Source organism: Rhizobium sp. N731 (assembly GCF_001664145.1).
GTDB lineage: Bacteria > Pseudomonadota > Alphaproteobacteria > Rhizobiales > Rhizobiaceae > Rhizobium > Rhizobium esperanzae.
On record NZ_CP013601.1, the window covers coordinates 216781 to 239918 of the forward strand.

Consider the following 23138-nt stretch of genomic DNA (forward strand, 5'->3'; position numbering starts at 1 on the left):
GCTCACGCGCTGAACGGCCGTGAGCCTTTTCGCATTCTGTTAAGATCGGGTATACGCATGATCGCAGCTGCAGTCTTTGTCATACTGCCACTCTGCCTCGCCATGGCGGCCTTCTCGGATCTGTTCACCATGACGATCCCGAACCGTATTTCCCTGATCCTTGTTGTCTCTTTCCTCGCACTGGCGCCGTTTTTTGGTCTCGGCCTGCAGGCGATCGGCATGCATCTTGCCGCCGGCGCGATCCTCTTTACCGCATGCTTCGCTCTTTTTGCCTTTAATGTGATGGGCGGCGGAGACGCAAAACTGTTGACCGCCACCGCGCTCTGGTTCGGCTTGAACGAATCCCTGCTTTTCTTGATGACCGATGTTGCCATTATCGGCGGCCTCCTTACCCTTCTCATCCTGCTGGTGAGGGGCCAGTCGAATACCATCCTTGCGATCGGACTGCCGGTGCCGAACTCTTTGCTGCTCGCCAAGAAGATCCCCTACGGCATCGCCATCGCGATCGGCGGCTACATGGCCTTCCCGTCCTCGCCGCTCTTCATCGCTGCACTGGAAAGCCTGAAATAACGCATTTTAAATGCCCGTTAACTTAAAATGTAAGCATTCCATTAACCATAATTACACCAATTGCTGAGCATTCTGCAGGGCGAACATATCGTGCCCTGGGGAATGATCGATGAAACCGGCCCGCCTTATAATTCTCGCTGTCGCCGTGGCGGCAGCCGGCCTCGCCGGGCTCCTGGCAATGCGCATGAGCGGCAGTGGTGGCGTCGTCACGCGGGTGCAGTCGGTTATCGAGAAAGAACCCACCGTTAACATCCTCGTTTCGAGCAAAAATCTGCCGGTCGGAGCAAGGCTGGGCGACGACACGGTGCATTGGATGGCCTGGCCGCAGGGCGGCGTGGTCCAGGGCTTCATCACCGAGGCTGACAAGCCGGATGCAATCAAGGATCTGCAGGGCGCCGTCGTGCGTCTGCCGATTTTCGAAGGCGAGCCGATCCGGCCTGAAAAAGTCGCCGATTCCAGCAGCCGCATCCTGTCCTCGCTGTTGCCGGCCGGCAAACGCGCCGTTGCGACTGAGATATCTGTGGCAACGGGCGCCGGCGGTTTCATCCTGCCGAACGATCGCGTCGATGTCATCATGGTCCGCAAGGGTACCGAGGCCAACAAGCTCATCACCGAGACGGTGCTGAGCAATGTGCGCGTTCTCGCCATCGACCAGCAGATCCAGGAAAAGGACGATGGCTCGAAGACGGTGGTCGGCACTACCGCAACGCTCGAGCTGACCCCGGACCAGACGAAAGTTCTCGCCGTTGCCCAGCAGATGGCTGACCGGCTTTCGCTCGCTCTGCGCTCCGTCGCCGATGCGCAGGAGCAGGATACCAGTGCGGCGGACTATCTGCTGAGCGGCGACAACGGCAGCGCGATCATTCAGGTCATCAAGTCGGGCTCCATCGTGACGGATGCCGGCGCAGCGCCGAAGGCGGAGTAAAGGGACGTGCAAATGGGTAATTCAACACGGCGCGCCAAGCTTCTCCTGACAGGCTGCCTCTCGCTGGCAGTCGGCGCGACCGGCATGGCACCGGCCTCTTTCGGACCGCTTCTCGTTGTCAGTGAGGCGCGTGCCGCGGAAAGCCTTGTCCGCATCTCGCAAACTGGCCCCGACGCCCATCGCCGACTGAAGCTCGGGCTGAACAAGGCCGTCGTCGTCGATCTGCCGGAGGATGCCCATGATATCCTCGTCTCCGACCCGACAATGGCCGATGCCGTGACCCGCACTTCGCGGCGCATCTACCTGTTCGGCAAGAAGGTCGGCCAGACGAATATCTTTGTCTTCGGCGCCGGCGGGCAGGAGGTCGTCAATCTCGACATCGAGATCGAGCGCGATGTCTCCGGTCTTGAAACCAATCTCCGCCGCTTCATTCCCGACTCCAACATCAAAGTCGAAATCGTCTCCGACAATATCGTGCTGACCGGCACCGTGCGCACCCCGCAGGATGCCACCCAGGCGGCCGATCTAGCGCAGGTCTTCCTGAAGGGCGGCGAAGCGACGACGAGAACCGAGACGGCATCCGGCACCGGCGGCGACAGCTCGGTGGCGCTCTTTGCCGAAGGCCGCCAGACGTCGCAGGTCGTCAACCTCCTGCAGATCCAGGGCGAGGACCAGGTCACCCTCAAGGTGACGATCGCCGAGGTTCGCCGCGAGGTCCTGAAGCAACTCGGCTTCGACAATCTCGTCTCCAATTCTTCCGGCATGACGGTTGCTCAGCTTGGTGCTCCGAGCGCTGACAGCGCCACAGCCACCGTCGGCGGCGGCCTGGCGGCTCTCTTCAAGAGCTCGATCGGCAAATATGACATTTCGACTTATCTCAACGCGCTGGAGCAGGCCAAGGTGGTCAGGACCCTGGCCGAGCCGACATTGACGGCGATATCAGGCCAGGCGGCAACCTTCAATTCCGGCGGCCAGCAACTCTATTCGACGACCGACAATGACGGCAACGTCACCGTCGTTCCCTTCAACTACGGTATCAACCTTGCCTTTAAACCGGTGGTGCTGTCGTCTGGACGCATCAGCCTGGAGATCAAGACCAACGTCTCCGAGCCGGTGGCCGGCAGCGGCAACGCCACCTATCAGCGCCGCTCGGCGGAGACCTCGGTGGAACTCCCCTCCGGCGGCTCGATCGCGCTGGCCGGCCTGATCCGCGACAATGTTTCCCAGACGATGGGCGGCACGCCCGGCGTCTCGAAGATCCCGCTGCTCGGCACGCTGTTCCGCCAGAAGGGCTTCGAACGTCAGGAAACCGAGCTTGTCATCATCGCCACACCCTACCTGGTGCGTCCGGTGGCGCGCAATCAGCTCAACCGGCCGGATGACAATTTCAGCCCTGAGAATGACGGCGCAACCTTCTTCCTCAACCGTGTGAACAAGGTCTATGGCCGCCGCGAGGCACCCGTCGCCGACGCGCAGTTCCACGGCTCGATCGGGTTCATCTACAAATGAGCGGGGCACGATCGGCAGCAATGGCACAAAACAGAGATCAGGCGATGGCCCACATCAATGCGACGACACACCAGCTCGGTTACTCCAGGGCGCTTTTTACCACGGCGGTCATGTCGGTGGCGATCCTCTCCGGATGTGCCGGTCCGCATGACCAGCTGACGACAGGCGGGATTCCCGACGACTACCGCGCCCGCCATCCGATCATCGTCACCGAGGCCGAGCAGACGGTGGATATACCCGTCGCCTCGACCGACCGCCGCCTGACCATCGCCCAGCGCGACCTCATCCGCGGCTTTGCTGCCAATTACATTTCACGCGCGTCGGGCCCGGTTTACGTCCTGTCGCCGGAAGGTTCGCCCAATTCCGCGGCCGCCTATCTGCTGCGCAATCAGGTGCGTGCCGAACTGACGACAAGAGGGATCGCGAGCTCGAAAATCATCAATACCTCCTATGCCGCTGCCGGTGCCGGCGATGCGGCGCCGATCCGGTTGAGCTTTACCGGTACGACCGCGATCACCACGCAATGCGGCCAGTGGCCGAAGGATATCTCGAACGATCTCGCCAATCAGAACTATTATAATTTTGGCTGCGCCTCGCAGAACAACCTCGCCGCCCAGATCGCCAATCCGGAGGACCTGGTGGCGCCTCGTGGCATGACCCCGATCGATGCACAGCGGCGCAACAACGCCATCCAGGAATACCGGACGACGACAACGACGATCGAGGATGTCGCCGGCAGCGACAGCAGCTTCTGAGGCGGAACCGGACGATGAGCGCGATCGAATACGAAATCAGCAACCCCAGCGAACTTCACCACGCCGAAGAGGCGGTGCGGATGGCGGATTTGGAAGCTATGCGGCCGTTGCCGCGCATCTCCGTTCACGCCTTCTGCGAGAGCGAGGCCCTGCAGCATGTCATGGAACGCTGCGCCAATGATCGGCGCATGGCGAAGGTAAGCATGCGCATCACCAGCGGCGGCATAGCCGCTGCCGCCAATATGTTCGCCGCCGCGCCGACGCCGAACCTGATCATCCTCGAGACCAAAGCCAATTCCGGAAGCCTGCTCGGCGAACTTGCGCCGCTCGCCGCCGTCTGCGACCCGACCACTAAGGTCGTGATCGTCGGCTACTACAATGATATCGGGCTCTATCGCGAACTCATCCGCAACGGCATTTCCGAATATATGGTTCAGCCGGTCGCCATGCCCGACATTCTGACGGCAATGGCCTCGATCTTCGTTGATCCGGAAGCCGAGCCGCTCGGCCGCAGCATCGCCTTCATCGGCTCGAAAGGCGGTACCGGCGCCTCGACCATCGCGCATAATTGCGCTTTCGGCATTTCCAATCTTTTCTCCACCGAGACTATACTCGCCGATCTCGACCTGCCCTATGGCACGGCGAATATCGACTTCGACCAGGATCCGGCGCAAGGCATCGCCGAAGCGGTCTTTGCGCCTGATCGGCTCGACGAGGTCTTTCTCGACCGCCTGCTGACGAAATGCTCCGAGCACCTTTCCCTGCTTGCCGCACCCTCGCTGCTCGACCGCGCCTATGATTTCGATGGCCAGGCTTTCCAGCCGGTGCTCGACGTCCTGCAGCGCAGCGCGCCCGTCACCGTGCTCGACGTTCCGCACGCGTGGTCGGAATGGACGCGCTCGGTTCTGGCGAGTGTCGACGAAGTGGTCATCACCGCAGTTCCCGACCTTGCCAACCTGCGCAACACCAAAAATATGCTGGACGCGCTGCGCAAGATGCGGCCGAATGACAAGCCGCCGCATCTGATCCTCAATCAGGTCGGCATGCCGAAACGTCCGGAGATATCGCCGTCGGATTTCTGCGAGCCGCTGGAGGCCGATCCGATCGCGATCATTCCCTTTGACATCAACCTCTTCGGCAACGCCGCCAACAGCGGCCGGATGATCTCGGAAGTCGATCCGAAGTCGCCGACGGCCGAAACCTTTTCGCAGATATCGCACATCGTCACCGGCCGGGTCGCCATCAAGAAGGCGAAGAAGGGCGGCCTGCTCGGCCTCCTGAAGCGGAAATAGATCACCAGAATGAAGAGATCGGATTAAGCGGCATGTTTGGAAAACGCGGAAACGAAGGTTTCGGAAAGGCCGGAGGCGCGATTGCTCCTCCGCCGCCGGCCCCGGCCGCCGCCGCCGTGGCCTCTTCTCCTGCCGTCCTCGTCGAACCCCAGCGCGAATCCTCGCGCCAGCAGGTGACGCCGCCGCCGATGCAGGCGCCGCAGCGCAAGCGACCGGTTCGCACCGACGAATATTACGACACCAAACAGCAGGTCTTTTCCGCGCTGATCGACACGATCGATCTCTCGCAGCTCTCCAAGCTCGATGGCGAAAGCGCGCGCGAGGAAATCCGCGACATCGTCAACGACATCATCACCATCAAGAACTTCGCGATGTCGATCTCCGAGCAGGAGGAACTGCTCGAGGATATCTGCAACGACGTTCTGGGCTACGGTCCGCTGGAGCCGTTGCTGGCGCGCGACGACATCGCCGACATCATGGTCAACGGCGCCGGCCAGACCTTCATCGAAGTCGGCGGCAAGACGATCGAATCGGAAATCCGCTTCCGCGACAATGCGCAGCTTCTCTCCATCTGCCAGCGCATTGTCAGCCAGGTCGGCCGCCGCGTCGATGAATCGAGCCCGATCTGCGACGCGCGCCTGCCCGATGGCTCGCGCGTTAACGTCATCGCGCCGCCGCTGTCGATCGACGGACCGGCGCTGACCATCCGCAAGTTCAAGAAGGACAAGCTGACGCTCGATCAGCTCGTCCGTTTCGGCGCGATCACGCCGGAAGGCGCGACCGTGCTGCAGATCATCGGGCGCGTGCGCTGCAACGTCATCATCTCGGGCGGCACGGGTTCGGGCAAAACGACCCTCCTGAACTGCCTCACCAACTATATCGATCGCGACGAGCGCGTCATCACCTGCGAGGACACGGCCGAACTGCAGCTGCAGCAGCCGCACGTCGTGCGTCTCGAAACGCGTCCGCCGAATATCGAAGGCGAGGGCGAGATCACCATGCGCGATCTCGTCAAGAACTGCCTGCGCATGCGTCCCGAACGCATCATCGTCGGCGAAGTGCGCGGACCTGAAGTCTTCGACCTCTTGCAGGCGATGAACACCGGTCACGACGGCTCGATGGGCACGATCCACGCCAACACGCCGCGCGAATGCCTGAGCCGCATCGAATCGATGATCGCCATGGGCGGCTTCTCGCTACCGGCAAAGACGGTCCGAGAGATCATCTCTACCTCCGTCGACGTCATCATCCAGGCGGCACGACTGCGCGACGGTTCGCGCCGCATTACCCAGATTACCGAGGTGATCGGCATGGAAGGCGACGTCATCATCACCCAGGATCTGATGCGCTACGAGATCGATGGCGAGGATGCGGGCGGCCGACTGATCGGCCGGCACATGTCGACCGGCGTCGGCAAACCGCATTTCTGGGATCGGGCTCGTTACTTCAACGAGGAAAAGCGCCTGGCCGGCGCCCTCGACGCGATGGAAGCGAAATCGAAGGAATAGGGTGATGTTCGGATTCGATCCGGTAGTCCTGGCAATCGTCATCCTCGCCGCTGTCTCCGCAGCGGCGGTCGCCTATGCCCTGTTGTTTTCCCGGATCGAGGCCGACAAGAAATCGGCAAGCCGCATCAACCGTGTCAAATCGGCCGAGGTCGACCGCGCCAAGGTCAAGGCCGCCCGCGACCGGGTGCAGGAGATGTCGAAGCGGCGCAAATCGGTGCAGGACAACCTGAAGGATCTGGAAAAGCGCCAGAACGAAAAGACCAAGAAGACCCTGTCGATGAAATCGCGGCTGGTGCAGGCCGGCCTGACGATCACGCTGACGCAGTTCTATCTCTTCAGCGCCATTTTCGCTTCGGTGCTGCTGTTCATGGCTTTCATCATCGGCGCGTCGTGGCTGGTCATGATCGGCATCGCTTTCGTGGCCGGACTCGGTCTGCCGCGTTGGGTCATTGGTTTCCTGATCAAGCGCCGCCAGAATAAGTTCCTCAACGAATTCCCCAATGCGCTCGATGTCATCACCCGTTCGATCAAATCGGGATTGCCGCTCAACGATGCGATCCGCCTCATCGCCACTGAGGGCACTGAGCCGGTGAAGAGCGAGTTCCTCCGCGTGATCGAAGCTCAGCAGGTTGGCCTCAGCATTCCCGACGCCTGCGCCCGCATGACGCTCCATATGCCGCTCCAGGAAGTTAACTTCTTCGCGATTGTCATCGCTATCCAGTCACAGGCTGGCGGCAATCTCTCCGAAGCGATCGGCAACCTGTCAAAGGTGCTGCGCGAGCGCAGGAAGATGAAGGCCAAGGTCTCGGCGCTGTCGATGGAAGCCAAGGCGTCCGCCGTCATCATCGGCGCTCTGCCCTTTATCGTCGCGACCCTCGTTTACCTCACGTCGCCGAACTACATGATCGTTCTTTTCACCGATCCGCGCGGCCATTTCATCATGGGCGCCTCGGCGGTCTGGATGTCGATCGGCATCCTCGTCATGCGCAACATGGTCAATTTCGACATCTAGCGGGAGAGAAGCACCGTGTCGCAGGATCTTGCCGCAACGCTGACCAATCCGAGCATGCTGATCGCTGTGTTCGTCGCGATCGCCGTCTTCGCGACTTTTTACACGATCGCCATCCCCTTCTTCGAGCGCGGCGATCTCAACAAGCGCATGAAAGCTGTCTCGACCGAGCGCGAGCAGATCCGCGCCCGCGAACGCGCGCGCATGAATACGGAACCAGGTGCCGGCAAGACTTCGCTCAGGAATCAGAACAACCGCTCGGTCCGCCAGATCGTCGAACGCTTCAACCTGCGTAAGGCGCTCGTCGACGAAAACACGGTCAACAAGCTGCGCGCCGCCGGTTTTCGCTCGGAAAATGCGTTGAATACCTTTCTCGTCGCGCGCTTCCTGCTGCCATTTCTCTTCCTCGCGCTCGCCTGCTTCTGGGTCTTCGGTCTCGGCGGCCTTGCTGATCGCGGCATGCCCATGCGCATGCTCGCCGTCATCGGCATCGCCTATCTCGGCTTTTATGCGCCGAATATTTATATCTCCAACCGCATGAGCAAGCGTCAGCACTCGATCAAGCGCGCCTGGCCGGATGCGCTGGACCTGATGTTGATCTGCGTCGAATCCGGCGTCTCGATGGAGGCGGCGATGCGTCGCGTGTCGGAGGAACTCGGCGAACAGTCGCCGCCGCTTGCCGAGGAGATGGTGTTGACCACCGCCGAACTCTCCTTCCTGCCGGATCGCCGCGTGGCGCTCGATAATCTCGCCGCACGCACGCAGCTCGAGCTCGTGCGCTCGGTGACCCAGGCGCTGATCCAGGCGGACCGCTACGGCACGCCCGTTGCACAGGCCCTGCGCGTTCTGGCTCAGGAAGGACGCGACGAGCGGATGAACGAAGCGGAAAAGAAGGCAGCCGCCCTGCCGCCGAAACTGACGGTGCCGATGATCCTGTTCTTCCTGCCGGTGCTGATCGCCGTCATCCTCGGCCCGGCCGGCATCCAGGTGGCGGATAGGTTCTGAACCGCTGGGGGCCTTCGACCCGCGTGACCGGCGCTGGCATAGCTGGTAAACGGGATGGGGCGGTCGGGAGCACGGAAGTGGCCGCTGCTTTTTCCAGCGCAATCCGATCTCGAAAAAGAGGTTTCGATGTCTTCCGCAGGCATTTTCATCAGCATCATGGCAGCCTTGGTCGTCGGCGCGATGAGTCCCGGCCCGAGCTTCGTCGTCGTCTCCAGGATCGCCATCTCGCGTTCGCGGCTGGATGGACTTGCGGCCGCATTCGGCATGGGCGCCGGCGGCGTCGTTTTCGCCGGGCTGGCGCTCGCCGGTCTGACGGCATTGCTGTCGCAATTCGAATGGCTCTATGTGCTGCTCAAGGTAGCGGGCGGGGCTTATCTCCTCTACATCGCCGTCAATATCTGGCGAGGCGCCACAAAGCCGATCGAGCTTTCCGATGCCGTCAATGGCTATCGTGCGCCCATGCGCAGCTTCATCACTGCATTGCTGACGCAGCTCAGCAACCCGAAGACCATCATCGTCTACGCCAGTCTCTTTGCGGCGCTTCTGCCGAGAACGGTGCCGCTCGATCTCCTCGTGGCGCTGCCGGTCGGCGTTTTCGCGGTGGAGGCGGGGTGGTATTCGATCGTGGCGCTCGCCTTTTCGGCCCGCCACCCACGGCGGCTCTATCTCCATGCCAAGGGCTGGATCGACAGGGCCGCCAGTGCGGTGATGGGCGGCCTTGGTCTGCGGCTCATTCTCTCGGGCCTCAGCATCAGGTAGAACAGGCGGAGAAGGCCTGGTCATCCGGCAAAATGACGAGATCAGTTGGTGTTGCTGCCATCGGCTGCGCCCGGCGGCTTGTCCTTGGCAGCGAGCTTCTGCCAGGAATTCTGCTGCGAGAGCATGCCCCTGAGATAGGCGACGTTGGCATCGGCCTGCTGCGGCGAAAGTTCCCGCCGCGCGATCTGTTCCGCTTCCGCAAAACGCCCTTGCAGGCCGACGACGAGGGCAAGATTCTGCCGGATGCGGCTGTCGGCGGTCGGCTGGCCGGCGGCGGAGCGCAGGTAGGTTTCGGCCGTGCGCAGATCGCCGGTCAGCACATAGGACATGCCGAGATTGGAGAGGATGGAAGGTTCGTTCGGCTGAATGTCGAGCGCGTCGCGGTAGCGCTGCCGGGCCTCGCTTGCCCGGCCCATCTGGTCGAGGATTGCGCCTTCGGCCGAGATCAGCCTCCAGTCGGGACGATCGGGTGTCTGGGCGCGGCCGATCGTGTCGAGCGCCTGCTGGAACTGCCCGGCCGCCGCCTGCGCCTTGCCGTAGGCGGCCAGCACTTTGCGGTCGCCCGGATTGGCGATTGCCACCTGCTGCATGACGGCGAGCGCCTGCGCGTCGCGGCCGCTCATGCGCAGCAGGTTGGCATAGTTGACGCCGTTGACGGGATCGCGCGGATTCTTTTCATAGGCTTGGCCGATCCGGTCCGTCGCCGAGCGCAGCTCGGTCGCATCCATCTCTTCGACCGGCTTGGTAAGCTTCGGCACCGAGCCTGTCGTCATCCGGTCCTTGGCCGTCGTCGAGCAGCCGGCAAGCGCGAGGATGATCAGCGAAGCTGCTGCGCCGCGCAGGATATGGTTCATGGATATGGTGATGCGCGAGGCAGGCATGTTGCGTTCCTGATTCCGAAATCGGCGCCTGACCTCGAAGCGGAACAGGGAAAGGTTTGACGCAATCTTCGCTCCAGCAATAGTCTGTTAACCCTAACAGACCGTTAAGGAACGATTCCTGGCGACCGCCGAAGGACAATCATGGCCCCCTATCAGTTCATCGAAAGACCGACTCCTTTCAACACGAAGGGCGGCTCGACGCTGCCGATCTTTGCCGTCACGCCTGCCCACATCGAGACCGGCACGATCGATCCGATTGCGCTCGATTGGGCGCGCAAGGCGGGCTACAAGGCCGAAAGCGGCTCGCTCTTGCTGATCCCGACGGCCGACGGCCATCTCGGCGGCGCGCTTTTCGGCCTCGGCACCAACCCGTCGGAACAGCCCTACATCACCGGCAGGCTGGCCCGTGCGCTGCCCGCCGGCGACTGGCACATCGAGACCGCGCCGCTGACGGCGAATCGCCTCGCCCTCGGCTTCGGGCTCGGCAGCTACCGTTTCGATCGCTACAAATCGGAAAAGTCGCCGGCAGCGACCTTGATGATTCCCCGCGATGCCGACGGCGCCGACATCAAGCGCCAGCTCGCCGGCGTCTTTCTTGCCCGCGACCTCATCAATACGCCGACGAACGATATGGGGCCGGACCAGCTCGAGGCCGCCTTCCGCGCCCTGGCCGGGCACTACAAGGCGGAACTATCGGTCATCACGGGCGATGAACTGCTCAAGCAGAATTTCCCGCTGGTCCATACCGTCGGCCGCGCCAGCGCTGACGCGCCGCGCCTTCTCGAACTGCGCTGGGGCAAGAAGGGTCATCGCAAGGTGACGCTCGTCGGCAAGGGTGTCTGCTTCGATACCGGCGGTCTCGATATCAAGCCTGCCGCCTCGATGCTGCTGATGAAGAAGGACATGGGCGGCGCGGCGAATGTCATGGGGCTGGCCCTGATGATCATGGACGCCAAGCTGAAGGTCGATCTGCGCGTCATCGTCCCGGTCGTCGAAAACGCCATCTCCTCCAATGCCTTCCGCCCCGGCGACATCTACCGCAGCCGAAAGGGCCTGACCGTCCAGATCGACAATACCGACGCCGAAGGCCGTTTGATCCTGGCCGATGCGCTTGCCTATGCCGATGAGGAAGAGCCCGACCTTTTGATCGACATGGCGACGCTGACAGGGGCTGCCCGCGTTGCCCTCGGTCCGGATCTTCCGCCCTTCTTCACCGATGATGCCAATCTGGCCCATGATCTGACCGAAGCAAGCCTGGAGACGGACGATCCGATCTGGCGCCTGCCTCTCTATGCCGGCTACGAAAGGGATATCCGCGCCAAATTCGCCGACCTGACCAATGCCCCGGCCGGGGGCATGGCGGGGTCGATCACCGCCGCCCTTTTCCTCAAGCGCTTCGTCAGCAAGACCAAGAGCTGGGCGCATTTCGACATTTACGGCTGGGCTCCGTCCGAACGGCCGCATTCGCCGGGCGGCGGCGAAGCACAGGCGATCCGCGCGCTCTTTCATCATATCCGCGGGAGCCTGCGCTGACGGATGCAAGAGAGGTCGCGCCGCCGCTTCACGCGGCGCCTCGCGGCCAATCGTTAAAATTTTATTCACCCTGCCGGGCGGCAGATCTGGCCACCTCTTGCATGTCCATTGCAACTGCCGGAAAATGAAACGCTAGCGTAACGATTTTCCGGAGGGGCCGTGCCGATCGAACTGACCGCCTCGCAGGCGCTGGGGCTTTGGCATGGCGTGGCGCTCGATCAGGTTCGTCATGACGACCGCGATTTGACATTGCGCCAGATGGCGATCCTGCTGCATATTTATCTCGTGCCGCCGCCCCACACGGTGCGCGGGCTTGCCGCCACGCTCAACGTCACCAAGCCTGTCATTACCCGCGCCTTGGATACGATGGGTGAGATGGGCCTGGTTGATCGCGTGCGCGACGATGCCGACCGCCGCAATGTGATCATCAAACGTACCGTCGGCGGTGCGCTTTATCTGGAAAAGCTCGGCGATCTCGTGCGGGATCAGGGCCGCCGGCTGCCGATCTGAAAGGAAGATAAATGACGATGCTTGACCGCCGCCTGCATGCCTATCGGCCGGATCTCGCGGAAGCGGGGCTCGAGGGCAAGGTGAAGGCGTCGCGATTTGTGGAAGGCGCCGCAGCGCGTGTTGCCCTTCCCGTCGCCGCCCTGCGCCCTGAGCCGGACCTTGCCCGCGGCATCGATACGGAACTGCTCCTCGGCGAGGAGGTGACCGTTTTCGATCGCGCCGACGGCTGGTGCTGGGTGAAAGCTGTCTCCGACGGTTATGTCGGCTATCTCAAGGCGGAGGCGCTCTTGCAAACCGGGCCGGCGCCGACCCACATCGTCACCGTCCAGCGCACCTTCCTCTATCCGGAGCCGGAGCTGCGCAAGCCGCACCGGGCCATCCTGTCGATGGGAAGCCGCGTTCACGTCGCCGGCGAGGCGGAGGTGCGCGGCAATCACTACGTCGTGCTGACGGACGGCACGGCGATCTTCGCCAGGCACGTGCAGCCGATCGGCGCTCTCGAGGGTGCCGATTATGTCGGTATCGCCGCCCGTTTCCTCGAGACACCCTATCTCTGGGGCGGCCGATCCGGCCTTGGCATCGATTGCTCCGGCCTCGTCCAGCTGGCGATGCTGATGACCGGCAGACAGGCGCCGCGTGATGCCGACATGCAGGCGGCCGGACTCGGCGAGCCGATCGACCGCTCGGAGATCCGCCGCGGCGACCTGGTGTTCTGGAAGGGCCATGTCGCCATTTTCGAGGATCCCCAAACCATTCTCCACGCCAACGGCCATAGCATGACGGTGGCGCGTGAGAATTTCGAGGCGGCCGTCGAGCGCATCGGCTCGCTATACCAACGGCCGACCGGCTATCGCCGCCCATTTAGCTAAGTAATCGGCCGCTGCGGCCAGACGCTCACGCCGCCGGTCCAATCCTCGAAAGCTTTCGACAGTCTGAGCACCCGCATGTCGTCGAAACGCGGTCCGACGATCTGCAGCCCGATTGGCATGCCCGACCGTGAGAAGCCGCAATTGATCGAGGCGGCCGGCTGTTCCGACATGTTCCACGCTACGGTGAAGGCGATATGTTCGAACGGCCTCGTCGGATCGTTGGTCGGCGACGCCCATTCGGCCGGATAGGAGATGATGGGATTGGTCGGCGAAAGCAGGGCGTCGACCGTGGTGAACAGCCGTCCGCAGCTCCTGCGCATTTCGATCGTCTGATTGAAGCCTCTGACGGCATCGACGCCGCTAATATCGGCGCCGACCTTCGCCCAATCCCGGATATAGGGCAGGATGCTGTCGCGCCGCTCTTCGTTAAGCCCTGCGATATCGCTCCACAGACGGGCGCGCCAGAACGTGTCGAGCCCGTCAAGCATCGCGCGCGTCAGCACCGGTTGAACGGAGACGATGGTCGCGCCGGCTTTCTCGAAACGTTTCGCTGCCGATTCGACCGCGACCCTGATCTCATCATCGACAGCAAACCCGCAGCCGGCATCGAGCATCAGGCCGATCTTCATGCCTGACATGTCGACAGCGAAATCCATCCAGTCGAAATCGTTGGGCGGCAGGCTGGTGCCGTCGCGCCAGTCGGGTCGCGACAGCGTCGCCATGGAAAAAGCGGCGTCCTCGACGGTGCGCGTCATCGGGCCGAGACAGCGCCCGACATAATAGGGATCGGCCGGAATGCGCCCATGGCTCGGCTTGAAGCCGAAGATGCCGGTCCAGCCGGCAGGAAGCCGCACCGAACCGCCGATATCCGTGCCGATGTGCAGCGGCCCGTAACCGGCCGCCGCCGCGGCCGCGGCGCCGGCGCTCGATCCGCCGGGATTCTGCGCGATGTTCCAGGGATTGCGGCTGAGAGGATGAAAGCTCGACAGGCCGGAGGAAAGCATGCCGTAGTCGGGACAGGTGGTCTTGGCGAAGATCACCGCGCCGTCCTCGCGCAGCCGCGCGGCAGCCGGCGCGTCGGCCTCCGCCGGCTTTGGTTCCACCGCCCTAGTGCCGAGCGGCACCGGCTGGCCCTTCGTCGCGATCAGTTCTTTCAGCGTGACCGGGATGCCGTCGAGCGTGCCGAGCGTTTGTCCCTTCGCCCAGCGCTCCGTCGAAGCTTTCGCCTGCACGCGCGCCGCCTCCGGGTCGTAGAGGTAGAGTGCGGAGATCGACGGCTCCCAGGCGGCGATATGGTCTTCGAGGAAGAGCCAGTATTCGAGCGGCGAGAGGCTCTTATCGGCGAAGCGTCGCCTGAGTTCACGGATGGTAAGGTCGGTTTCGGCCATCGGAGCTTTGTTTCGGAAGGACATCAGCGGCTCGCTTCACGTGGATCGAGACGATCGCGCAAGCCGTCGCCGAGCATGTTGAAGCCAAGGACGGTGAGCGCGATGGCAAGGCCGGGCAGGACCGCCAGCCAGGGGGCCAACGCCAGATAGGTTTGCGCATCCGCAAGCATCCGGCCCCATGTCGGCGCCGGCGGCGCCATGCCGAGCCCGAGAAAGCTGAGGCCGGCTTCGGTCAGGATCGCCAGCCCGAGCTGGATTGTCCCATGCACGATGATCTGGCCGATGATGTTCGGCAGCACATGGCGCAGTGAAATGGTCAGACGCGTATTGCCGATCGCGCGCGCCGCCGTCACATAATCGCGGCTCCAGGCCTGCAGCGAGGTTGCCAGCGTTACCCGGGCAAAGACCGGAATCATGAAGACGGCGATCGCTGTGATCGCGGTGAACCGCCCCGGCCCAAGAAAGGCGCCGAGCACCATGGCCGACAGGATCGGCGGCAAGGCGAAGATGACGTCGCAGATGCGCATCAGCAGCGCTTCGGCCGGACCCCGGAACGCCGCGGCGGAGATGCCTGATATCGAGCCAAGCGTCCCGCCGATCGCAACCGCGGTGATGGCGACCGACAGGGAGTTCCAGCATCCCGCCATCAGCATCGAGGCCACGTCGCGGCCGAACTGATCCGTGCCAAGCAGGCCGAAGGCGAGCGGCGGCTGCAGTTTATGGATGATCTGCATCTTCGCCGGCGGCAAGGGTGTCCAGACGAGCGACAGCAGCGCAACGGCGACCAGCAGGCCAATGATCACCGCTCCGGATATCAAGTTAATTCGCCGGCTAAGTTTTAAAACCCGGCGACTGATGATGGTGGCGGAAATGACGGAAGTCATGCTTCAGGCCGCCTTCCTCATCCTGGGATCGATCGCCAGATAGGAGAGATCGACGATGAAATTCACCACGATGACCAAGCCCGCGAAGAACAGCACGACGTCCTGCATCACGATGACGTCGCGCTGGGAGAGTGCCTGAAGGGCGAGCCTCCCGAGACCCGGCAGGTAGAAGACGTTTTCCACCAGCACCGCGCCGGCGACAAGAAAGGTGAATTGCAGCCCGATCATCGTCAGAATCGGGATCAGCGCATTCGGCACGACATGCCGCCACAGCACCGCACTGCGTGACAGTCCTTTGGCGACGGCGGTCCGGGCAAAATCCTCATGCATCGTTTCGAGCACCGCCGAACGTGCGACGCGCGTCAACACCCCTGCCTGCGGCAGCGCCAGCGCGACGGCCGGCATGACAAGCGCCTGCAACGCCGGCAGAAGACCGGCGCCCCACCCCGGAAAGCCGCCGGCCGGCATCAGTCCGAGCATCGTCGAAAAAAGGATGATCAAGAGCAGCGCCACCCAGAAGGCGGGCACGGCGATGCTGATTTGCGAAAACAGCGTTGCGATGACAGCGAAGACACCGCCGCGGCGCGAAGCGGCCAGCACACCGAGCGGCAGCGCAATCGCCACCGACAGCACGATTGCCATCAGCGCCAGCGGCAGCGTCACCGCCAGCCGCTCGACGATCAGTCCCGCAACGGGAACGCCATAGGTATAGGATTGGCCGAGATTGCCCGACACCACGCCGGCCAGCCATTGCCCGTAGCGCAGGAGGAGCGGCTGGTCGAGACCGAGCTCGTGGCGCAGTGCCGCCAGCGTCTCCGGACTTGCCGAGGTGCCGAGCATGATCGAGGCAGGGTCGCCCGGCAGGAGATCCATGACGGCGAATATCAGCAGTGAGACGATCACGAGGGTGACGAGGAGACCGGCGAAGCGGCGGGCGAGGAGGGCGATCATGTGGGCTGCGCTGCCGAGGTGGCACGGCGGCTCTCCCATGGGCTGACGTTGAGTTTGGCGAGAAGGTCAACCCCAGTCTCCGTCATCCTTGGCCTTGAGCCGAGGATCCATGTCGCGGCTGCTGGTGGATGCCGTGTGGATGCTCGGCTCAAGGCCGAGCATGACGGAAGGCGGGGTGGGTGGAAGGAGTCATCGAAGGCGCTGACGCCAGGAGTGCCATCCAGCGAAATCAAACCATGTCGGTCCCGGCTGAACGGACTTAGCGAGCCAGGGAAAGGGCTGCGCGCTCTATCGGCCAAATACATCTCGGATCTGTCCAAGGCCATCCTCATTTTCGCGTCCCCACCAGGCCCGCCGCTCACTCCTCCCAATAAACCTCGGACAGCACATTCGACGGAATCGGCTCGTTCTCCCACAGCCCCTTCAGCTTCCTGTCCCAGACGCCGAGTTTCGGCATGACGAAGAGGTAGAGCGCCGGCACGTCCTCGGCGAGAATCTTCTGCGCCTCGCCGTAAACCGCGTTTTGTGCGGCAGGATCGGCGGTCTCCTGGACCTTCTTCATCAGCGCATCGAAGGCCGGGTTCCTGTAGTTGAAATAATAGGGATCGCGTGCGTAGATGTCGATGTCGAGCGGTTCGGCATGAGCGACGATCGTCATGTCGAAGTTGCGATCCTTCATGACGTCCTGGACCCATTTCGCCGGAAATTCGGTCGGCTCGATCTTCATCGTCACGCCGATTTCGGCAAACATTGCCTGCATCACCTGGGCGCTGCGCGGCGCATAGGCCATCTGCGGCGATTTGATCGTGAAGGTGAAGCCGTTGGGATAGCCGGCTTCGGCCAGCAGCGCCTTCGCCTTTTCGACATCATAGGGCAGGACGCCGGTCATGTCCTGGTAGCCCGGATCGTTCGGCGTGTAATGGCTGCCGATCGGCGTGCCCAGGCCGGACCATGCGCCGTCGATCACCGTCTGCCGGTCGATCGCCATCATCAGCGCCTGGCGGACGCGCTTGTCGTCGAAGGGCTTCTTGGCATTGTTCATGCCGGCGATGACCTTGAGTTCGGTATTGCCGACCTTGGTGATGAGCCTGGCATCGCCGTCGAAGGAACTCATCAGCTCGGGCGCGGCAAATTCCGGAAAGGCATCGAGATCGCCCGATTTCAGCGCGGCCGCCTGCGCCTGCGGATCGGGGATGAAACGGAAGGTCACCTTCTCGAGCTTGGCAGACGCATCCTTGTTCCAGTAGTCGCCATTCCTGATGAGTTCGACCTTGTCGCCCTTCGTCCAGCTGACGAACTTGAAGGGACCGGTGCCGATCGGCATGACCTTGTCGTTGTCGGCCGTCTTCGGGGCGACGATGACAGATGCCGGCCAGCCCAGCCAGTAGATCAGGCTGCCGGTCGGCGCCGAGAGATGCAGCACCAGCGTTTCGGCGTCCGGCGCCTGGATCGAGGCGATCGAGGCGAAGAAGCGCTTCTGCGGATTGACCGAATCCGTCCCGCGGGCGCGGTCGAGCGCAAATTTGGCGGCGGCGGCATCGAAGGCTTCGCCGTCATGAAATTTCACGCCGGTCCGCAGCTTGAAGGTATAGATCAGGCCATCGGCCGAAATCTCCCAGCTCTTCGCCAGCTGCGGCTGGACCTTGCCGGTCTGATCGATCGCCACCAGCCCCTCGAATACATTCTGCCAGGTGACCTGACCGATCGCGACCGGCGCGGCGATCGTCGGGTCGAGGCCTGTTGGTTCGACGCTCATGCCCAGATTGAGGGTGGTCTTGGCCGCTTCCGCCGGTGTCATTGCCGTCACTACGAGACCGGCCGATAACGCAGCAACGAGGGAAAGCCGCTTGATGAAGCGCGCCGAAGACGCAAACGAAACTATCCCCCGGCACATGATTTGGTTCTCACCAGCTCGTCGAAAATACATCAGCGCCAGGATCTGCATTCACGTGTCTCCGCCATTCTATCAGCTTGAGACCCTATTCAATCAATGGCGTTCAGCATAGCGGTCTTGCCATGCTATTTGTCCGCCTTCGGCCGGAAGGGCGCTTGCCATATAGACGCCGCGCGCGATCGCCCGCGCCATGACGATGGTGGCGAGGTGGCAAAGCTCCATCAGGCTTGCCATCTCGTTTCTTGAATGTTTGGCCGTCGAAGCGGCAAAGACGGTATCGCCGTCGAGCGGCAGATGGGCCGGCAGCAGCGCGCGGGCAAGGCCGTCATGACCGGCAAGTGAAAGCCGATGCGCTTCCGCCTTCGTCAGCTGCGCGTCGGTGACGACCGCGCCGATCGTCGTTGCCGGCGTGGTCATCCCCTTGAGCCGCATCCGGTGATCGGTCGTCGCAGGCATGCCGAGCCCGCCGAATTCGCCATCTTTCTCGAAGGGTGCCGCCCAGAAATGCGGCCCGTCGCCGATCGTTGCCGAACCGAGCGCATTGACGGCGACGATCGCAGCGATGCGATGACCGATGCTGCTGACGGCACTGGCCGAGCCGAGCCCGCCCTTGAAGGTGGCCGTCGTCGCCCCGGTGCCGGCGCCGGCGGTGCCGAGCGCAAATACCCCCTTCGTCGCGGCCTTCAATGCCGCATAACCCATCTCACGATAGGGGGAGTGAAGGCCCCAATCCTTGTCGCCGCCGTTCAGCAAGTCCATCAGGATCGCTTGCGGCACGATCGGTATTCGCACCGTACCCACGGCAAAGCCGCGGCCGGCTTCGCGCAAGCCGGCCTGCACGCCGCCGGCTGCATCGAGCCCGAAGGCCGAGCCGCCCGAGAGCACGAAGGCATCGACGGCACTGACAGTCATCGACGGGTCGAGCAGATCGGTGTCGCGTCCGCCCGGCGCGCCGCCGAGCATCGTGCCGGATGCGACCGCCGGCTCGTCGAAGACGATGACCGTGACGCCGGATCCCAGCGCGAGGTTGGTCGCATGGCCGACGGAAACGCCTTCGATATCGGTGAGCAGATTGAGAAGATCGGGCAAGGGCTGATCCTGGTGGCGCTGATCCGGCCGATAGGACTGCAATTGCCCACAAAAAACAAGACCGGCCCTTTTGGCAGGACCGGTCACATCAGAAAAGCCGCGAAAGTCGCTAGCGGCCGCATGCCGTCAGGCATGAAGCGGCTTCGGATGACGGCGGGTCATCAGGTCGTGGATGGCCAGCCGCACCTCGTCGGGCGAACCGAACCGCTGCTCATCGAGGTCGTGGACATGGAATTTCACGGCGATGAACTTCAGCCGGTCTTCGTCGGGGATAACGATGCCGACGGGAACGCCAGCATATTCGATAACTTGCTTCTTCATAGATAGAACTCCTGCCGCGCGGGCATGCGCAGCCATGGCGAATTGACTTGTCTGGTACCGTTGAAAGGAGGACGAACGTCACATTCGACAGTTCGGGCGGGAGAGGGCGCCCGGACGGTCATTGCCAAGCACAGATCGCCCAAGGAGAGTGGCGAGAATTTCGATGTCTATCATGTCTCGTTCCTTTCGTTGGCGTTGCGCTCGATGGTCCCGGAAGAGTCCGGGGGCGGTGATGGCTGTCTGCAATATCTACTAACTTAGTAGAAATTACCCGACAGCCTGTCGGAAACATATTCCGAAACGTGTCAAAATATCGACGATCCGAAAAAATTCATTCCATCCTGGCCCGAACTTACAGAAGGAAACATATCAGCTCTTCGTAAAATTCGCATGACAGAATCGACACTCTTTCGATCGCCGCAGCAGAAATAGGAAGTCTGTCTGATTCCGACAATGGGCCCCGTCGGTAAAAATCGAGATGCCTCGAAATGATCGATTTGGTTAACGCCCGAAAGCATGGATCACCAGCCTTCCTGGAGCACCTTTTCCAGCATGTCTGCGAAGAAATCCGCGCTTTCGATGCTGAGGCAGAGCGGCGGCTTGATCTTCAGCACATTTTGGTGATCGCCGGTCGGCTGCATAATGATACCGAGGTCGAGAAGCCGGTCGCAGATCGCCGCCGTCTCTTCCGTCGCCGGCTCCAGCGTCGTTCTGTCGCGGACGAATTCCAGGCCGAGATAGAGACCCATGCCGTGGACGGCGCCGGCGATCGGGTGTCGGTCGATCAGCGCGGCAAGTCGCGCCTTCAGATGGTCGCCGACCGTTCGGGCATTTTCCTGCAGCTTCTCCTCGGCCATGATATCGAGCACCGTCATGCCGGCGACGCAGCTGACTGGGCTGCCGCCGGTGGAGGAGAAGAAAGGCCCTTCTTTCTCCAGCGACTGCGCAATCTCCCGTCTGGTGATGACGGCGCCGAGCGGATGGCCATTGCCCATGCCTTTGGCGATGGTTATGATATCGGGCACGACCCCCTGCTGTTCGAAGCCCCAGAAATAATGGCCGAGCCTGCCGTAACCGACCTGCACCTCGTCGGCGATGCAGAGCCCGCTGCGGGCGCGCACCTCGGCATAGATCTCCTTCAGATACCCTTCCGGCAACGGAATGCCGCCGGCATTGCCGTAGACCGATTCGCAGATGAAGCCGGCAAGGCCCTGGCCGCCGGCGTCGATCGTCTCGAGCATCGGCTTGACGGCGGCCAGATAGCTCGCCGCTGTGTCGGGTCCGCGAAACGCGCCGCGATAGGTATTCGGCGAAACGGCCGCATGCACCCAATCCGGTCGGGTGCTCAGCGCCAGCGGATTGTCGGCGATCGAAGTGGAGACGGCGTCGCTCGCCGCCGACCAGCCATGATAGGCTTCGAGCAGGCAGAGCATGTTGCGGGCGCCGCTATGGGCCCGCGCCAACCGAATCGCCAGATCGTTCGCCTCAGAGCCGCTGTTGACGAGGAAGACGGCGTCGAGGCCATCAGGCGCGAGCGCCGCGAGCCGTTCGCAAAATTCCGCAATCGCCGCATAGTGGAAGCGTGAATTCGTATTGAGCCGCAGCCATTGGGCGCTGATTGCCGCCGCCATCCTGGGATGGCCGTGGCCGAGGATCGTGACATTGTTGACCATGTCGAGATAGGCGCGGCCCTCGACATCGAACAGGTGCTCCTTCCAGCCGCGCTCGATCTGCGGCGGCGCGGCATAATAGTTCTTCTGGGCGCTGGCGAGATGGGCCGGCCGCCTGACGAGCAGTTCAATGGTCTCCGGTCGCGGCGCATCCGCGCCCGGGCTGAGAAGGGATGAAGGCGAAGGGCAGAGCACCGACCAGGCCGGCGCCTTGCGCGGCATGGCAAAGAGCGGTGGTTCGAGGCCTGCGACGCTGCAGAGCTGGAGGCGCAGGCCGCCGAGCGACGACGCTTCACCGAAAACCGAACCGAGCGGATCGCCGGCGGCAAGCACGACGCCATCCTCGACCAAAGGGTTGAGTCCATCGAGATGCAGGGTCATGCTGTCATCCGTCAGTGTCAGATGCTGGTCCTTCCAGCCGATGCGGCCAGCAAAGGGTGCCGCGACCGCGCTTCCTGCGGCAAGGCAGATGTCGACATGCAGGGCGAAGGTCGCCTGTCCCGCGTCGTTTCCGAGCGCAGTGCGGGAAAGCCGATATTCACCATAGCGCGTCGCCGCCGTGCCGCTTTCGGTTGCAGCCCGGGCAAGCAGCCGCCAGTCCATATCGGCGTCCAGCCAGTTGCCGGCGGAAAAATGCGCACTTCGTACGCCAAGGTCGACATAGGCGATAGTGGCGGGATCGATATCTGGCAGCAAGGGCAGCCATGCTGATGCCGACGGGGCGGCGACATCTGCGCCGGCCGCCTTGAGGATCGCGGCTTCCATGAGTTCGAACGGAACCGACATCACCGTATCGAAGATCGCCCGCTCGCGGTCGAGATTGCTGCGGACGTAATCGTTATCAGGATCGATCGACATCTGCTGTTCGCTGCTGGCGACGAGGATGACCGCGCGCGCGACGATCAACGGCCAGAGCGCCTTCAGCTCGTCGTCGCTCAGGGGATAGATCGCCTGATAGGCGGTGACGGCGGGCAGGATATGAAAGGGATCGCCATTCGCCTGATGCAGCAGCGAAGCGCAGGTAACGGCAAGGTCGCCGACCAGCCAACCGCGGATGATGTCGCCGAAATCGATCACGCCATCGGGGATCGTGTGGCCATGGGCGTCGCGATGGCCGACGACATTGTCGCCGGTGACGTCGTGATGGACGGCCTGGAGCCGAAGCGACGGCGCCAGGGGCTGGATGCGGCGAACTGCCATCACCATGGTTTTGGCGATCCGGTCACGGGCAGCGCTGTCGGTGATGGCGGACAGCAGCTGTACGGCGACAGGGCCGGCGCGTCGCAAATCCCACTGCAGGCTGCGGTCGAGGCCCGGATGGTCGAAATCGGCAAGCGCCTGCGCCAGCCTCGCGCAGAGCGCGCCAAGCGCCGCGACGGACGCCGGCGCCAGATATCTCATCTCCGTCAGTCCCTGGCCTTCCAGATATTCCAGCAGCCGGACCTGATAGCCCCGCCCGCGCACGGTAAGGACGACAATTTCCCGGCCGTCATTCGTGGCGATTACCTTCGGAACGCGTGGCGCATCCTCTCGGCTCTTGAGATGATTGAGCGCGGCATTCTGCGCTTCGAGCTCGCGGACCTCGTAGGCGGCATGGCAGATCTTCAGGACGTATCGACCGCGATCGCTGTCGACGCGGTAGTTCCGATCCTGCTGGCTGCCGAGTTCAGCGAGCGTGCCGGTCAGGCTGTAATGGGCAAGAAGGATTTCTTCCGCGTCAGCAACGGTGACGTCGGGACGCGGCAGCGTCATGCGATCCACAAGCGCCTCGTCGGTCATGACACCCCTCCCGCAGCATGATTCGATTACCCCTTAA

Annotated in this window: 20 protein-coding genes; 12 read left to right on the forward strand and 8 right to left on the reverse strand. The window is 62.7% G+C overall.

Going from position 1 to position 23138, the window contains the following annotated elements:
• Nucleotides 1-57: 57 nt before the first annotated feature.
• The 9 genes from AMK02_RS01050 (at nucleotide 58) to AMK02_RS01090 (ending at nucleotide 9332) form a co-directional block, all read left to right on the forward strand.
• Nucleotides 58-570, forward strand: a complete 513-nt coding sequence (locus AMK02_RS01050; RefSeq protein ID WP_064800291.1) for an A24 family peptidase — start codon at nucleotides 58-60, stop codon at nucleotides 568-570.
• Between the two features lie 109 nt (nucleotides 571-679).
• On the forward strand, nucleotides 680-1495 hold the full coding sequence (gene cpaB, locus AMK02_RS01055) for a Flp pilus assembly protein CpaB (RefSeq protein ID WP_064800292.1): 816 nt from the start codon (nucleotides 680-682) through the stop codon (nucleotides 1493-1495).
• A gap of 12 nt (nucleotides 1496-1507) precedes the next feature.
• Entirely contained in the window at nucleotides 1508-3004 is a 1497-nt protein-coding gene (locus AMK02_RS01060) for a type II and III secretion system protein family protein (protein ID WP_064800293.1), read from the forward strand.
• Nucleotides 3001-3759, forward strand: a complete 759-nt coding sequence (locus tag AMK02_RS01065; RefSeq protein ID WP_064800294.1) for a CpaD family pilus assembly protein — start codon at nucleotides 3001-3003, stop codon at nucleotides 3757-3759. Before AMK02_RS01060 ends, AMK02_RS01065 begins: the two co-directional genes overlap by 4 nt.
• A gap of 14 nt (nucleotides 3760-3773) precedes the next feature.
• Nucleotides 3774-5051, forward strand: coding sequence for an AAA family ATPase (locus AMK02_RS01070; RefSeq protein ID WP_064800295.1), 1278 nt, complete (start codon nucleotides 3774-3776; stop codon nucleotides 5049-5051).
• A gap of 32 nt (nucleotides 5052-5083) precedes the next feature.
• Nucleotides 5084-6559 carry a CpaF family protein gene (locus AMK02_RS01075; RefSeq protein ID WP_064800296.1) on the forward strand — a complete coding sequence of 492 codons (1476 nt, stop codon included), beginning with the start codon at nucleotides 5084-5086 and terminating at the stop codon, nucleotides 6557-6559.
• A 4-nt stretch (nucleotides 6560-6563) separates the two neighbouring features.
• Nucleotides 6564-7571: a type II secretion system F family protein gene (locus AMK02_RS01080; protein WP_064800297.1), complete on the forward strand. Its 1008-nt coding sequence runs from the start codon at nucleotides 6564-6566 to the stop codon at nucleotides 7569-7571.
• A 15-nt stretch (nucleotides 7572-7586) separates the two neighbouring features.
• The gene (locus tag AMK02_RS01085) at nucleotides 7587-8573 is read left to right on the forward strand and encodes a type II secretion system F family protein (protein WP_064800298.1); all 987 of its coding nucleotides are present in this window, start codon (nucleotides 7587-7589) and stop codon (nucleotides 8571-8573) included.
• Between the two features lie 126 nt (nucleotides 8574-8699).
• A complete protein-coding gene (locus tag AMK02_RS01090; RefSeq protein WP_064805827.1) occupies nucleotides 8700-9332 on the forward strand; it encodes a LysE family translocator in 633 nt (210 codons plus the stop codon).
• 41 nt (nucleotides 9333-9373) lie between these two features.
• Here the strand turns inward: AMK02_RS01090 and AMK02_RS01095 are convergent, their stop codons facing one another.
• On the reverse strand, nucleotides 9374-10213 hold the full coding sequence (locus AMK02_RS01095) for a tetratricopeptide repeat protein (RefSeq protein WP_064800299.1): 840 nt from the start codon (nucleotides 10211-10213) through the stop codon (nucleotides 9374-9376).
• 141 nt (nucleotides 10214-10354) lie between these two features.
• On the opposite strand from AMK02_RS01095, the gene AMK02_RS01100 reads away from it, so the two are divergent.
• The 3 genes from AMK02_RS01100 (at nucleotide 10355) to AMK02_RS01110 (ending at nucleotide 13125) form a co-directional block, all read left to right on the forward strand.
• On the forward strand, nucleotides 10355-11746 hold the full coding sequence (locus tag AMK02_RS01100; protein WP_064800300.1) for a leucyl aminopeptidase family protein: 1392 nt from the start codon (nucleotides 10355-10357) through the stop codon (nucleotides 11744-11746).
• 159 nt (nucleotides 11747-11905) lie between these two features.
• The gene (locus tag AMK02_RS01105) at nucleotides 11906-12256 is read left to right on the forward strand and encodes a MarR family transcriptional regulator (protein ID WP_011423607.1); all 351 of its coding nucleotides are present in this window, start codon (nucleotides 11906-11908) and stop codon (nucleotides 12254-12256) included.
• Between the two features lie 11 nt (nucleotides 12257-12267).
• Nucleotides 12268-13125: a C40 family peptidase gene (locus AMK02_RS01110; protein WP_064800301.1), complete on the forward strand. Its 858-nt coding sequence runs from the start codon at nucleotides 12268-12270 to the stop codon at nucleotides 13123-13125.
• Here the strand turns inward: AMK02_RS01110 and AMK02_RS01115 are convergent.
• From AMK02_RS01115 to AMK02_RS01145, 7 genes are all read right to left on the reverse strand, one after another.
• Entirely contained in the window at nucleotides 13122-14513 is a 1392-nt protein-coding gene (locus tag AMK02_RS01115; RefSeq protein WP_064805828.1) for an amidase, read from the reverse strand. The two genes, AMK02_RS01110 and AMK02_RS01115, sit on opposite strands and share 4 nt — an antisense overlap.
• Nucleotides 14514-14536: 23 nt before the next feature.
• Complete coding sequence (locus tag AMK02_RS01120) at nucleotides 14537-15397, reverse strand: ABC transporter permease (protein ID WP_064800302.1); 861 nt, start codon at nucleotides 15395-15397, stop codon at nucleotides 14537-14539.
• A gap of 3 nt (nucleotides 15398-15400) precedes the next feature.
• Nucleotides 15401-16348: an ABC transporter permease gene (locus AMK02_RS01125; protein WP_064800303.1), complete on the reverse strand. Its 948-nt coding sequence runs from the start codon at nucleotides 16346-16348 to the stop codon at nucleotides 15401-15403.
• Nucleotides 16349-16706: 358 nt separating this feature from the next.
• Nucleotides 16707-18242 carry an ABC transporter substrate-binding protein gene (locus tag AMK02_RS01130; RefSeq protein ID WP_064800304.1) on the reverse strand — a complete coding sequence of 512 codons (1536 nt, stop codon included), beginning with the start codon at nucleotides 18240-18242 and terminating at the stop codon, nucleotides 16707-16709.
• Between the two features lie 93 nt (nucleotides 18243-18335).
• On the reverse strand, nucleotides 18336-19331 hold the full coding sequence (locus AMK02_RS01135) for a P1 family peptidase (protein WP_064805830.1): 996 nt from the start codon (nucleotides 19329-19331) through the stop codon (nucleotides 18336-18338).
• Between the two features lie 126 nt (nucleotides 19332-19457).
• Entirely contained in the window at nucleotides 19458-19652 is a 195-nt protein-coding gene (locus tag AMK02_RS01140) for a hypothetical protein (protein WP_003544544.1), read from the reverse strand.
• Between the two features lie 521 nt (nucleotides 19653-20173).
• Entirely contained in the window at nucleotides 20174-23101 is a 2928-nt protein-coding gene (locus AMK02_RS01145; RefSeq protein WP_064800305.1) for an aminotransferase, read from the reverse strand.
• Between the last annotated feature and the right edge of the window lie 37 nt (nucleotides 23102-23138).